Source organism: Burkholderia latens (genome assembly GCF_001718795.1).
GTDB classification, from domain to species: domain Bacteria; phylum Pseudomonadota; class Gammaproteobacteria; order Burkholderiales; family Burkholderiaceae; genus Burkholderia; species Burkholderia latens_A.
This window is the reverse complement of the sequence record NZ_CP013438.1, coordinates 206,053-220,990: the sequence shown is the minus strand read 5'-3', so window position 1 is coordinate 220,990 and position 14,938 is coordinate 206,053. Positions and strand designations below refer to the sequence as shown.

Genomic DNA, 14,938 nt, shown 5'->3' with positions numbered 1-14,938 from the left:
GCACGGAGGCGACGACGATTTAGATTTAACGCATAGATAGCCCTTCAAATGAAAACGGAGGCTTTGGGTTGCAGCCCAAGCCTCCGCCGGATGGTGACCCCTAGAGGCCTCCAACGCTTTCGCGCGCGTATGGTCTCACACCGGGTTCGCCATGTCAATTCCTGCCCACTCGATTATTCGTCGGCAGGAGGCGCCTTGCACTTGATTACCGAACTGTGAGACTTCGATGACCACGCATCAAATCGACGCGGCAGCCCTTCGCCCGTCCGGCCACGTACACGCGTTCCTCCCCTGCTTCCAACGCGGCACCTGCCGTTGCCAGCCGGCGCCCCACGCCCATACCCGCAGCGCGCCACCGCACGCTACTACGGCTGACGGGCGGTGACATGGAAATCGAACGAGCATCCGCATGGCGGCCAATCGTGCGCCGCGGACTAGTCGTGGCATCCGCAAGCAGTATCGAGTCCTATTACAACCAAACGTCGGAATTGCCGGAGTTTGTCCACGCACCCAGCAAAACTGCGGTAAAAGAAAGGTTGCGGAACAGGCTCGTGCGCAACGACCCGGACCTTTGGAAGGCTAGCCCTGAGGCCAAGGTACAAGCCTTGGTCGATTTCGATAAGGGATACCTGCCGACCGAAGAAGCGTTACGGTTCACGGTTAGCCTCGTAGCGTCCTACGTCGACTGCATGCGTAGCCGAGACATTCATAACCCGCGGTATCGCCGCTATTTCTACTCCTTCAAAGAGGCGTTGCAAGGACGTGGACCGATGCCGAGTCGCGAAAGCCTGGAGACCCTTACAGGTGTCAGCTATATCCTGGCCGGTAGTGTGCATCAATGCCGCACAACGTTCATACAACGACTTCGAAATCTGTTCGGCGAGCCATTTCGAGTCGAGGGCCCGTCGTTAAGTGACATCAATGCGGTCTGGTATTTTCCCATCGTTGTCTTGCGGTGGCCCACGTGCGGAACCCTGAAAGGGTTGCTCGAGCAATTTCGAGACCGGTTGGTGTCCGAACTCAAAGACCCCGCCGACTCGGGGCCGATTCTGAAACGAGTGCGTGGCAAGAATGCTTCGTCCGCGCTAATTGCAGCGTCTGTACTGCTAAACGTTGGAATGCTCGTCGTCGATGGTGCCTTGGCAGAGAGCCTCAGAGGGGAACTCCGTGACATCCTCGCTTTCCTCGGTGACCTACAGAGTTATGCCAATATCCCCGTGCTGTTCTCCTGCAGCGACGCATTTCTAAACGGCGCCGAAATACTCGGGCGCAAGGTCGAGAACGTGCTTCTCGGCCAAACACTGGCATTCGAACCACTCGCGCGCCCAGTTCCGGGCGCGAGCAAGCGTGGTCTTTGGCATCAACACAATCAATGGCTTTGGTCAGCCGGACTTCTGCCTCCAGTACTTGAGATGCCGTGCGACCTGCCGTTCTGGACATGGGAAATCTGTCTCGGCCGAGTCGACTGGCTGGTCAACGGCTTTCGCGCGCTTCACGAGCGTTTGGCTTGGGAGCCCTGTCTGCTGATAAATGGTGGCCCATCGCGCGACGTAGTCGCAGAAGCGTTCAAGCTTCGGCTTCGAATTTTGAGCGGCCCTCGCAGTTTCATCGAGGCGTACGGCAGCAAGTCCAAGTTCTTGCAGCGAAAGGACTTCCTGCAGCACGTCGACTATCTCCCATTTAACGACATTTCCGAACTATTGGACGTACGCCAACGGCCTGCACGACTGGGAGTGGAATATGCTTGAACCTCGTGATTCGCTCACGCTCGTGACGCCGTTTCCGGACGGCGAAACAGTGAATTCATTGCTAAGTCGGCTCGCCGATTTTCGCAACGACTGCTCCCTGAGAACGATGAGCCAGCAACTGCTAGCCCGCGGTGCAGGCCTCGATGATATGCCGAGCCGACTGAACAATTTCTACACCCACATCGGGCATCTCTTTGGCGACCGAAGATTGTTGGAAGAAAGGCACACGTTGCTTCAATATGGGCTCCTCGGACTGCCACCGGAAAAGCACGCGATGCAGCGCGCTCGACTATGGTCGCAATGCTCCGGACCGATTCGTCTTGCTCGCCTTCCCGTTATGTTCGCGCCGTCAGACGGACTGCTTCTGGTGTGCCCGGAATGCGCAGAAGAAGCGCTCGACCAATACGGATTTGCGTTCGTCCATCGCCGCAACGTTGCTCCTTTTGTGCACACATGCCCGCTCCACTTTTGCGAGATGCGCTCTACAGCCGGACAAGCCTCGTTGTTCGACGTACTTTGCCGGTTACACAGCTCGCGGCGCCAGTTTCGAGACACTGTCGAGTTCGCAGTCCGGTCAACATCGTGTGTCGAGGATTCGAACTCTACCTCCCGTTACAGCAAAGCGGCCGTCATTGCCACCCTGCGTCAATCTCAATGGCTAAACGAAAACGACCGCGTGCGGGTTACGGAATTTATCAGGACGTTCGTATCGTTTTTCCGTAACCGTTTCGACGACCGCCGGCTTGAGGCTTTGGTCTCGGGGCACGAATACGTAGCGGCCGCACTCCGCGCGTTGATGCGCAACGACCGCGCCTTGCATACGGTCTGGTGCATCTTGTTCGCCTGGTTCGCCGAGTATTGCGAATGCCATCGCGCGCAACGCGTGCGCGGCCCGGAGCCCGAAAGAAAACCCCTCCGGAGGGAACAGCAAAACACGATATCAGAGGCCACACCCAAACCGGCGCTACACGGGCAGAGTGTCAGCCGGGATGACACCGCGTGCGGGCCGGCATCTCGCAAAGGCTCCCTCCCACCGATGCCAGAGAGGGTCCTGAAATTTCGTCGTGATATTCCCGAACGGTCGAACTACCAAAAACCGCAGCTGAAGTCCCGCCGTATGCGGCTGAGGCAACGACGTTCAGAGGCGCTACTGACCGTACTCTGCCATGCGGTCGATAAAGCAGCGGACAACCTCGATTCTCTCGCCTGCCCGCCAACTCGGCATAGCGGCTATCGACTGCGAGAGATGTTGGGCATCAGCGAATACGCACTGAATTCTTCGCTACCAGCGTCGGTTTTAGGGGCATTCAAGCAAACCCATGATGAGTACATCTCACGGCGCATACGATGGGCTGCAGACCACGGAGCTCCGCCCAACTCTCAAGAGTGGCACATAGCGCGCGTTGCACGTCTCCGGCAGACAACACTGCAAAACCAGACAAATGGTCGACGAAAACAAGCATAGAAAAAGCAGATGAAAAAGGTAACTGTACTCGTTGCAGCTAGTATCAAAGAAGAGGAGGACTTCACGGGTTTCGTTGTGAGGCAGTGTGAGATGAGTAATGTCGACAGTCACCGAGGCTTGATGTCGCTGCTAGGGAAACACACGCACCGTGCGGCATTTTTGCATCCATCTCGCATTGAAGAAATCTCCGCTCTCTTCCCGAGTTTTCTGCCGGACTGGAAGCGCATAGTCATGCACCATACCAGATACCCACTCTATAGCGCGTTCCTCAATCAAGCTCGCAGAAAAAGACTGCTACTACACCACCGAAGCGGACGAGATACTTCGGCACATCGCCTCATAGGAATGAATCAATTACTTCTTCGCGGCCGACTCGGCATCTGCCTTAGCTGCGTCGCTTCCGACCTCGAGCTGCATGGTTTCACATTCTGGCGCCGTGCGCATCTCATGCCATCCATACTTTACTGCCCAACGCATGCCGAACCGCTGATGACTTTCTGTCAACACTGCGAGTTGGGGCATCGGCGAGCACGTCGGACCTGGTTTCCCAGGCCCAGTTGCCTGTGCGGTCAACCGCTTAGACAAATCGCCTCCTTAGCGAGCAGCGATAGCATAGCGGCCGCCATTGCTATTTCGAAGATGGCAGATGACGTACTTCGGGGTCGAATCGACACATCGATATTCGCGGAGAACGCCGCCCCGGTAGTTCGGGCGCATCTGCAACGAAACCTCAATGCCCGACTAAGCGACTACAGCCGACGAGCAAATGAGTATTTGCAATTCCGCCTCGGACCTGAGTTATGTTCGGCGCTTGGCTTCAGCGCATATACGTTTAAGCGGGCCACCGGATTGAAAACGTGCGATGGGCCGTTGACCAATCCTATCCAGAATATCGCAACAATTTGGAGCGTATTCGAAGGATGGACGACCTTCCTTCGCGAGATACAGTCTCGTCAGGAAAACAATTCGGCATACGATGCAAGTGCCAGACCAGTCCCCGTTCGTATCCACAAGAACGCTAGGAGAGGTAGACGTACAAAGTCATTGAATCAAATTTCCAACTTGAGTGCCGTCGAACTTGAATCCTATCGAAAGCATAATCGAGAAGAAATTCTTAAGGTAATTTCCACTCAGCCAAATCTCTCGCGGACAGGCCTCTGGAAATATCCTAAAGGCGAGAAACTTCATTTTTTCGCAACAAACTTCGACATCCAGTGGTTAGACAAAGTGCTGCCGAGCCGACTGCGTGGTTTTCAGTCTACGCCGGACCGTCTGCATATGCAGACATTGAGCCGAGAAGAAGCTGCACTCGTGCAGTGTCGTTACGAGCAATCCATACGACGGAATCCTGAGCGCTTCATTACCCGCTCGTTCCTGCTGAGCGGTACTGCGAATGAGAGCATATATAGGAGTTGCCGGAAGCAGCCCGAACTCGAGGCCATGCTGGCCCGATGTGTAGACACTTTCGAGACGTGGTCGCTGCGCCAGATTGCCAACGTGAGCTCGTTGGCGCGAACAATCGCCCCCGAGTCGAAATGGGCAGCGCGCGAGACCTTTGAAGGACTCAATCGAAAACGTCTGAGTCAACGCCTCTATCGAGCAAGAACATGGTTAAAAAAGCAGCAAGGTTAATTGGCGACTGCTCCCATCTCTCATTCTCCCGAGCGAAAGGGAACCTGTTGCGCGGCGAGGCCATCGCAACCGGCCTGCGAGAGACGGAGTGGCATCCATGGTCAGTTCACGTCGCCTTACCCAAGGTTATCGACAGCGACTTGCCGGGTGGTGATGACGATGCGTCGGGCGGTGATGGCCTTCGACTCCGAACCCTGAAGGGCTTTCCGGTGCTTCAATGGCCAATTGTTCTTCCAGAGCGTGACCCGCGCGGAATTCTTAGCGCGGACAACTTCGACTGCTGGAAAAAAGCAAGCGCAAGTCGGATTGGAATAGCCGGATATCACTACAGTTTCAAAGCCGGGGGGGCGGTCGCATGCCATTCGAGTCTAGAGGCTCGACTTCTAGCTTACTTTGAGATGTGTCCCTTCGTCGTGGAGATTCGAACACAGTATCCACAATGGAATCGCGAATCATTCATCGCATACTGCAACGCTGGCGAGCCGTTCCCTCGCAGAGAGCTAGCTACTATCGACTTTATGCTAACGCTTCAAATTCCAGGAATCCGGCATCGAATCTATCACGGTGTTTCCGCTAAGCCCGACGCGCAAGTTGAACTGAAGAGCGTCCGCGCTAGGCACAAGCGCGAAGCGGCTGGCCAGTGGGAATGGGGCTCCACGCATGAGGTCATGACAGAGACGACGGTGACGGATGTCGAATATCAGAGCTACCGCCGCATGTTCGAGCATATGAAGTATGCGGAGGCCGAAGAAATCACGGCTCTGGCAGCGAGCGCCCAAGAACTCTCGACTGCGCTCCTGTCGACACAAGCACGAGGTGATGCTGCGCGGGTCGTCAGCATGGTTGGAAAGCGTTTCGGATGGGACAGAAAAAAATCGTTTCGATTGCTGGCGATTGCATTGTTCCTTGGTTATCTGAGATGGGATGTTGAACACCTATACGCCAGCACCCATCCCCTTTGCTTCATCAGGCCATAGCCAGGCTTCTTGAAAAATTCGCAGGTTACTAATCATGAATAATACGCACTCCGATACATATCATGCAAAGATGTTTCCGAAATTCTGCAACTTGGCAGAGGTCGTTGGCAGAGGCAAACAACTTATTTTTCGATACCTTGGCCAAGACTACGAGTACGTGTATCTCGTCGAAATCGGGTCTACTACAAACGAAATCGTAAAACTTAACCCCAACCCTAGCAACAAGAAGTATCGGTCAAAGAGACCCGTAAGCGAGGTTCGCAGTCTGGTGAATCGCGAGCTAATCAAGCGAATCGCCGAACGAGGCCTGCCAGCAGCGATGACGATGCTCTCACCCGATGAGGCAGTCAAAAAGTCGCTGGCTGAAAAAAGGAAGGTCGTCGACTACATCACCCGCGTCTACGGCGACGAGACATTCATGCGGCCCAAAATGTATGCAGATGCAATATCAGACGCGGTCAAGATTTTCGGACTAGATGCGAAGACTGTCCGTAAATACTATGAGCGTCACCTGTTCTATGGAGAGCACGAGTTTGCCTTGGCAGACCACAATTGGGAAAAGGGGGCGCCCGGAGTTTCACGGCACGGAGCGAAGCACGCTGACGGAACACTTATCGAGTCTGGACGGAAGACCTACGCGCAGACGCTCGACCGCTCAAGCAAACTCCGGCGGAAGATGTTTCCAGAAAGACTGCGAGCGAGCCTAACGAAATTCATCCGCGCCAATGCTCACGACCCCGGCGCCACAGCTACCGCACTCGTTCGACGCTTTTATGGCGGATTACGAGGCTACAACCGTGCAGCCGATGGCAGTATACAGAGCTCTCCCGTCGACCCAAGGAACCTACCGCCGGAGGCGAACGCCGTACGTATAGCAACGCCAATCCTAAAAGAGGAACGCGCTCGCCTGGCTGTACTCAAAGACTCCGCACGTGGGAAGGGCTACTCCGCACAAATTGCGAATGGCGACTTCAACGTGGTCGATATCGATGGCACTGTCGCAGATTGCTTCTTGCGGTACGGCGATTCGAGGATTGAAATCGATGGAGTCTTGAAGCCCACTGTTCTGTTAGCAATTGACCGTTCCAGTAGGGCGATAATTGGGTGGTATGTGACGTATCGCATGGAGAATGCCGACGCGTACCTGGCCTGCGTCTTCAGTGCCTGTACGGACAAAGAGTCCGAACTGGCGAGGTGGCAAGTATCGCATCTAGATGGCATGGTGTATGGATGTCCGAGTGCGATATTCGTGGACCGAGGACCTGGAATCTCGGAGAAGGTGCGAAACGCCGTGGTCACTGGAATGAGGATGCGGCAATTGATGGCCGCGCCTGGCAGCCCGCAATCGAAGGGCGATGTCGAGCAGGCGATGGATTTTTTCCAGGAGGAAGTCGCCAGAATCTCCGGCTCGACGTACGGTGAGCCGGTAAAGGGAAAGGGGCCTGATAAGGATGCTGCGAGGAAACGGAATCGGACGAGACTGAGGCGAGCGCCGGGCACTGCTATCCTCACGTTGGCGGAGTTCATGAAGGCGCTTCTCACTGCCATAAGCAAACACAACTTGACTGCGGATGTGACAAGGCTACGGACCGACCTCATGCTGGAAGGCAATGTGCCTCCCGTTCCAAAGCAAATGTTTCTTTTTAACCAGGCAATGCGTGACGGCGACGCGGCCTGGGATATGACGGAAGAGGAAGTGATACGTCGACTTGCCAAACCATTCTATGGGCGTGAAGCGCCGGGCGGAATCGTCACCTTCGGGAACATGAGCTTTACCTCAGATGAGCTTCGTAAGAGCGCCATTGCATTCGAAGCCTATAACAATGGGCGTACCCTGACCATCAATGGCTTCGAACTGTTCACCTCCGATTTGCATGCGCTCTGGGACGACGACGGTCATTTGGTAGAACTTCAAGGGACACCGTTGACGAAGAAAAGGTACGGTCTCACCTACCCTGACATATGTGACTACATCTCAATGCGGGGCGTGTCAGACCTTGCCAAGGAACGGGACAAGCATCGTAAACATCCAACAGCAGAACAAGCGGTCAAACACGACCGAGTCTCACAATCCATGCAGAAACAAATGGAGGCAGCTGAGGGCGTGAAGCGCACCGTCAACAATCGAAACGTTCGTAAAGCTGCCGTCGAAGAATCCGGCACGGCTGACACGCGGGCTCTGTTGGGTGTCGTTCGCGGCGCGCTGGCAGCAGCTTCGACACCGAGCTCAAACGTACGCGTTGAGGGAGCGATTTTCGTAGACGACGAGCTAGAAATCGACATCGATTTCTAGCGAATTCACCGCTCGCCGGGTGCGACTGGGTCAAGCATTTTTGTCTCGCGTTGCGTAACCCGAACAATATTTGAACTTACAGTCGCGCCCGCTCCCGCGTCGCGGGCTGCAAAGTGGACCTCGTCGTACAGGCGTGGCTCTTGTTCAGAAAGAAAGAATCATTAGGGATTTGGGGTAGACCTCGTGCTCTTTGGATGCAGAACGTGCGCGACACGATGAGGGTCAAACACACGGAACCGAGTCGCCACGACTACCTATTTGCGTTGAAGCATAGTTCGTCCATACGAATGTGTAGGATGAGAACCCCGCAAGATGCTCTATCTCACCCAAACGGGAACGTGGTATCCGTTCTGCCCTTTTGATTCCACTCGTATGCACGGAGCGGTCCTGCCATCGGAGAGTGGGCAACTGCGCACGTCTAGCTGTCCGCCCTGGCTGTAAAGGTAGTTCACTTTCTGTTGGAGGTTCGTCTTCTCCTGCTCCAGTTGGTGTACGAAATATGCGGTGACCCCGTACCAGATGACCATAGCCAATGCAGTAACTAACGCCGCCGGGACAAATACGAAGAGGGTCGCTCGCTTCGTCGCGCGTCCAAGAGCATCCGCCGCCCGGTCAGCCTCTAGGTTCGCATTCCTAACTCGTTGGGTCAGTGTATCGGCTGCAGCATCTATCGCTTCCCGGAGTTCGTTGTTGACGGCAGAAGCGACAACCACAGGCAAATGACGGCATTGCTCAGAAAACTTGCTTGATGTGCGATTCATCGACGCAATTGCGTCGCTTGTAAGCTTCTGGTCTCGGACAGCCGCCTCGAGCAGTGTCCCAAGGACATCATAGGAGTATTTGAGACCTTCAGAATTAGAGCGTTGCTCCATGGTAGTTATCTTCCCCTTCCTCGCGACAGTCTCCTTTCCCTCACGGCCTGTTCTCGACTCAACTCCATTGCCTGTTGCCTCATTCGCTCGAAGTAGGCTTCTCGGACCAGACGATGGTCTAAAAGTAGGTCCCGAATATCAGCCACCAACGCATAGCGAAGACCATCCTTCTCACTATAGTTGACGATTAGTCCACCCGATGCTCCCTGCAACCCTCCGTGGGAGACAGCAACCAAATTCACGTACTGCTCGTATGCCGCTCGTGTCTCTGCATCAATCTCGTTCGCGACGGCGTCAGCGGCCATCGAATCGGTGAATCGCTCGATGCTCGTCGTCGGTGCTTGCGGGTCGGCGAAATCGAGGTACGGCACGACTCTCGAAACCAGATTCATCGCGCTCTCCGATGTCTCGATGTACCAATGAATCTCTCGTGAAATCGGCCGTAGATGTGGCTTTCCGGTCAATGCCCGCGATAGCAGCATCCGCTTTGTCTCTTCCTTTTCCGATGGATTCCTCTCACGTTTGAATTCAATCAGCCGTGTTACGCCGGCATTTGCAACCATCAGGTCGCCAAGGGCATGGTCCATCGGGGACTGCTGGAGCAAGTTGACGCACATCGGGCGCACATCCTCTACGCTCAGCTGTCCAATACAGAGCCCTAAGCTATAGAGAAAGTTACCAATAACTATGTTTTCGTACGGGTCCATCCATCTCCCTTGCCCCAAGGCGCATGCTTGCGACTTTCCGAGTCTTGCTGTCCGTAGCGCTGCACGCCGAGTCTCCGGACGTAACGGCGGCGATGGGCGCGTTCTATAGACAAATATTCTGACAATCCCACGTCAACCCGACTTTTCCAGATGGGCTGCGCGCTGCAACTGATAGCGCAAGGCTTACTCGCTTGCATCAGGACTCTCAATACGAGCCCTGGCGCAGGCCCTAGTGACGGCCGCCGCAGCCAGCGTGAGTAGAAATGTGGCGTCTGCGCGCCCATAGCACTCGGTATTCCCTCGGTTATCGACATGATGCGCGAGGTTTGCATAATGCCGGACCGTTTCAAGAATCACGTGCTCACGTTGAAGCGAAGACATGCCCTCTCGACTCGACTTGTCTCTCCGGTACAGCGTCATTGCTTCCTTTGTAGGCTCGCTGTCGTCAAAGGCCGCTTGAACACTCTCTACAGCTTGCCGGCAGCGCGCAACAACAATGTCATATTCCCCGTTCACGAGGTAACGATTGGCTGTGTGCAGCAACTCAATCGCCGAACGCAGACGAGCACCATTCGGCCCGTTCGGAAGCTGCACGCCCAGCACAATGATGTCGCCGTGACCGAGTTCGCGCAGTAGGCGAGCCCACTCGCTTAGCGGAACTCTGTAAGAAATGTTGTCGTTGATAACCTGATGGCCGTACTCACCATGCCCGCCGGCAATGAGGTTCAGCACCAGTTCGACACTCCCCCCTTTTCGTGCCTCTTCGACAGCGAACATCTGTGCGTCGTTCAAACTAATCGAGAACGTCTGATGCACCGTGGTCCCGCGCGGACCTGACTTCAAAATCAGGGGACTGTCAGGGCAAGCACGTCCCAGCTCGCCACCACCGGAATCTGTTCGCAAACTCAACACGGCGGAATGTATTGCAGCTGAGGCCTGACCGGTTCCTGCTTCCCAAGCTGGTTGCTGAAACTCAACGTTCATTCGAAGCAGACTCGAGCCCAAGGCTTTTGCACCGCTCACGTATGTGATTCGAGCATCCGCAATAATGCGCGCACTGTAACTGAGACTCATGTCGGTCCTTACTTTCAATAACGAGGCCATAGCCGACCTCGTGCCTATTGCTCATCGCGTGACGTGAAAGTGACGCCTCAACAAGTCAGCAGGTTACAAGTGCTGATTGCAGTTAAGCCGACGACCGAGTCACACCGGTAGCGACTAGAATACCATTGCATCACCCGGCCGCTTCAGGGCATAGACAGCGCAGAAAACCTACAGCTACGGGGTGTCGTGGGAGACCGAACACGAGCTGCAAAAAAACGAAGGAGCGTGCAGTGAGCGAGACATTCGACAAAGCACTTGCGATAGCGCGGACGGTCAAGACGGACGTCAAAGCGCGAATAACGGAGACTTGCCGATTCGTGGTCGACTCCGCCTCGTTCCACTTTTCCATCGTCCGAAAGCTTTGCGTGGTGCCATGGTCGATTCGACGCATCGTTCGTCGCGACGTTGCAGACTGGCGGTTGACCAACCAGTATCTCAGGAATCTCGCTCAATCCCGGTGGACTCGACTATTGATGCACGCCGGGGAGCATCCCGCATGGTTCTGCCTATCTTTACCTATCGCTTTCTGTGCAGGCCTACTGGTCGCTCATGAGCTCCCTGAGGATTGGATTCCGGGCGGCTGGGCAAAATGGGCTGCGTCGGAGCAACTGAGCTACTTCTCAACCCTATGGTCCGTTCAAGCCACGATTGCCGCGCTCGCATACCCGATTGTCATCGCCTTCGTGGCCGTGTTTTTGCAACGCAGACCTGCGTCGGACAGCGTGATGCACCTATACATGCTGAATTCGGGCGCTCTTGCCGCCGGCCTTTCCTCGCTCGTCCTGGTCGTTGTCATGGGGGTTCAATACGCCGCCATGCCTTACTTCGGTGCGTCGGTATTACTTCAGTGGGGGGCCTTGGACGCACTATGGTTCGTGGTCAACGCAGCACTCACCGCGAACTTCTTATACAGGACGGTGGAGTTCCTCCGGCCAGACGTACAGCTGGACGTCGTCAGAAGATACGTAGCTAGCGTCGCGCTGCCTCACGATGTTAATCGGCTCTATCCGTTTCAAGTATTCGCGCAGTCACACTCCAAAGGATGGATTCCAGCCCCAGACTATCTGGACGATAAAAACATGGATGGGCCGAAGGTTCTCCTGACTCGGTATGGTTTTGGTCGGGGGGCACCACAAGGCACGTTAAACCTCAGAGTGCCGTCGCGCCTTGTCAACGTCCGCCTATGGCCACTGGCGCTGGTTATCGCGGCGTGGGCAAATTCTGCTTCCAAATGGCCGCGCCCCCCCGAGCAACATGGGCACCGTCGACCAGTATGGCCAATGTTGTCGATACCCATTACGCCGGGGACGGAGTATCACGAGGCCGTCCATCTAGCGCAGATAGAAGCTGGTCCAAACCTTACCACCCTGCAACGGTGGCTGTTACGTTGTGCGTTTTCCTTCGCTCCGTTAAGACGCGAAAGGTACAGGGTCAGAGTTAAGTCGATTATCGACGAGTTCGAATTGGATGCGCGTACCGCTGCTCAAAAACCTGATGCCAAGGACTTTGAGCGCGCCTATAACGCCCTTGTCGGCCTGCATGAGCTTCTGCTGGGCGTATCCCAGGTAGTGAACGAAGACGGGTCAGCGGGAAGCTGGGCATTACTGCCCGACTTCGACGAATTCTTTGACACGCGTATGCACGTATTGTGGAACGACGCGTACCGCTCCGTATTTACGGCTGCAATAGAGTCGATGACCATCGACAGCAGCCCGATTCGCCGCCTTTGCCATGTCGCTCAGCACCTCGGTGGCAAGGAGCTGCAAGATTCTCCCGTGGAAATCCGAGAAGCTATTCTGGACCTTCCGATGCTCTTGATGTACCAACTCGGCGGTTGGTGGGCACGCCGCATTGAGGAGCAAGGAGTGCAGGAGCATGGTGCTAATCGCAGCTCAACGCTTGCCCCGCCATTGTTTCGCCTCTACGAAGACGTCGTGGGTACTTTCATCAGCGGCTGGGAGAATGCAAGAACGCACATTGCGGAAATTCCTGACGCATCCGACGCATTCGAATGGCGAGCAGCAGCCTCGATAGCACGTATGCAAGCAACGCATGTTCAGGGCACAGCGAAGTTGCTGATTGCGGCCGTTGCCCGCGGCGATAAAACTGCTGCGGAATGGTTTGCAGACTCACTGAGCAAATGGTGGGGGGACCGGCTTTATGACCATCAAGCGATGTCTCTGTATGACAAAACGGACTTCGTCACAGTGGACCTTCTTACAGACGACTGGACTCTTGTGGAAGCCGCTCTTGGCCTCACGGAGGATGATGAACAATTTATGGGGGAGCGTCGCACAGATGTACAGCGTGGGGTACTTCTCGCTTCGCTACTCAACCTTTGGACGGACATCCGGCTCGTGACCCTCGAGCTGCTCCTATCTTTCGCGTGTCGACAAACTGCTAGCGGTCTTGACGATTCGTTAGCCATGGAAATCGCCACCGGAATGCTCACCGGGAAACAATGGCGGGCTGGCGCAATAGCCTCGGAGTCGTTGCACGACATGGCGGCTCCTGACTACTTTGCGGCAATGGTTCGTCAGTTTGCGTCAGATGGTCGTTATCGAGGGAGATACGTCGGGCGTCTCAGCCTGTTCGTGGAAAGAGTGAAAGATGCTCAACAGGAGAATATGATTAGCTCCCGCTCCTACTCGTCAACTGGCGTCGATGGCCTTGAGTCACTGCAGGAGCAAGTGCTAATTTTAATGGCGGGTCGTTCGACAAGGCAGTGGACGCCAGGGCCTGCGTTGCACCGGCAATTGGACGTGTGGATGATTGGGCAATACGCAAGCATCGAGCTCGTTCGTAGTTGCCTGAAAGCATGGCTCGACAGGCTAAATGACCCTGCCGAGTTATATCCGCAGGTACTTGAGCGCCTCCTTACGCTGACTGGGAATACCGTTGACGCGCCCACTGCGCGCACGAACCTAAAGGTCAGCCTTGAGTCGATAGCGGCCTCCCTGGAGGAGAAGAGAAGCGAGGCACTTCGTAACGAGCCTGTAGACGAACAAAGGCTCGCAGAAATTTCGCGTTTCGCCTCACGTACTGCGTTCGATTCGTCCTTAGGGGCTTTTCCTCTTCAGCTATTTGCAAATGTTCTCCCTACAAACGACACACTGCAAGATTTCACCCTCAATATGCTCAAGGTAAAAAAGGGAGAATTAACCCGAAACGAAATGGACCAAAGGGCGATAAACGAAGCCGAGTATTGGGACGAAACAATGCGAGACCGTGTAGGGGCTCTTGTGCTGTCTGACACACTACGTGGCTGCGAAACGAGGGACCACGCAGTCCCTGACGCGGACTCTTACTGGTCAACGCTGCGGTCAGAGTCGGAGCGAATGATGGCTCAAGGCCTGCACCCTATTCTTCTTCTGGAGAATCCGACGAAGCCGAACTGGGCTTGGCAATGGCAGCACGCTGACGTTCGACTCGGCTACCACAAACCAGACGACCTACGCGTATGGCAAGCAAGCGATAAGGGGCGGAGATACGTCTGCAACTTCAATGAAGTGGAAGTCTACAGCGCCAACCTCCCCCCGGGACAGTCGATACTTCTTGCGAAAGAGGCGTTCAGTGCTCTTCATTTTCAGACGTTTGCTGACGATTCAAATGTCGAGACAACTTATACGGCGCGAGACGATGACAACAGGCTTGTCGACCTGCATCTGAAATTTTCGCGGCGAGTCGATGTTGGACACAATGAAGCAGTTCGACTGCTCTACGCCGTAGATGCGAACGCTTAGCCTGGACGAGGCGGTCAGTATGATACACACGTGATACGTCAAAAAATTCAACGCTTGGAACAACGCGGCGAGATGCAACAAGGCTGCGCAACGCGAATTCCGCAGCCGCTCGCTCTCGTGCCGTCGAAGAATCCTGCACGGCTGACACGCTGGCTCTAGTGGGCGTTGTCCGCGGCGCGCCGGCCGTGGCTCCGACACCGAGCCAAAACGTACGCATTGAGCAGGCGATTTTCGCAAACGACGAGCAAGAACTCGACATCAATTTCTAGCGAAATTGAGGCTCGTGCGGGGCAATCAGGCTGAACATTTTTCCCTCACGTAGCGCACATCCCCGTCCGGCAAGGGTTCCGCTGTAGAAGAAGCGTCCCGAGGGACGCTTTCATTTTTTTGGAGCACC

8 protein-coding genes are annotated in these 14,938 nt (G+C 55.3%); 6 read left to right on the top strand and 2 right to left on the bottom strand.

Annotated elements, in window-relative coordinates:
* The first annotated feature begins 386 nt into the window (after positions 1 to 386).
* Genes WK25_RS20435 through WK25_RS20425 form a run of 5 tightly spaced genes read left to right on the top strand, consistent with a single transcriptional unit; the run spans position 387 to position 8,115 of the window.
* Positions 387 to 1,748: a hypothetical protein gene (locus tag WK25_RS20435; protein WP_156789076.1), complete on the top strand. Its 1,362-nt coding sequence runs from the start codon at positions 387 to 389 to the stop codon at positions 1,746 to 1,748.
* On the top strand, positions 1,741 to 3,213 hold the full coding sequence (locus WK25_RS31375) for a TniQ family protein (protein ID WP_156789075.1): 1,473 nt from the start codon (positions 1,741 to 1,743) through the stop codon (positions 3,211 to 3,213). The genes WK25_RS20435 and WK25_RS31375 overlap by 8 nt, the downstream gene beginning before the upstream one ends.
* 9 nt (positions 3,214 to 3,222) lie before the next feature.
* Positions 3,223 to 4,845 (top strand): TniQ family protein, encoded by a 1,623-nt coding sequence (locus WK25_RS30670; RefSeq protein WP_083253057.1) that lies wholly within the window; start codon positions 3,223 to 3,225, stop codon positions 4,843 to 4,845.
* Positions 4,821 to 5,822 (top strand): hypothetical protein, encoded by a 1,002-nt coding sequence (locus WK25_RS31370; protein ID WP_156789074.1) that lies wholly within the window; start codon positions 4,821 to 4,823, stop codon positions 5,820 to 5,822. The genes WK25_RS30670 and WK25_RS31370 overlap by 25 nt, the downstream gene beginning before the upstream one ends.
* A 34-nt stretch (positions 5,823 to 5,856) precedes the next feature.
* Positions 5,857 to 8,115 carry a DDE-type integrase/transposase/recombinase gene (locus tag WK25_RS20425; RefSeq protein WP_156789073.1) on the top strand — a complete coding sequence of 753 codons (2,259 nt, stop codon included), beginning with the start codon at positions 5,857 to 5,859 and terminating at the stop codon, positions 8,113 to 8,115.
* A gap of 877 nt (positions 8,116 to 8,992) precedes the next feature.
* Here the strand turns inward: WK25_RS20425 and WK25_RS20415 are convergent.
* The gene (locus tag WK25_RS20415) at positions 8,993 to 9,574 is read right to left on the bottom strand and encodes a hypothetical protein (protein WP_226209456.1); all 582 of its coding nucleotides are present in this window, start codon (positions 9,572 to 9,574) and stop codon (positions 8,993 to 8,995) included.
* A gap of 303 nt (positions 9,575 to 9,877) precedes the next feature.
* A complete protein-coding gene (locus WK25_RS20410; RefSeq protein ID WP_156789072.1) occupies positions 9,878 to 10,768 on the bottom strand; it encodes a hypothetical protein in 891 nt (296 codons plus the stop codon).
* Between the two features lie 260 nt (positions 10,769 to 11,028).
* Between WK25_RS20410 and WK25_RS20405 the strand changes: the two genes are divergently transcribed.
* Positions 11,029 to 14,541: a hypothetical protein gene (locus WK25_RS20405; protein WP_156789071.1), complete on the top strand. Its 3,513-nt coding sequence runs from the start codon at positions 11,029 to 11,031 to the stop codon at positions 14,539 to 14,541.
* Positions 14,542 to 14,938: the final 397 nt, after the last annotated feature.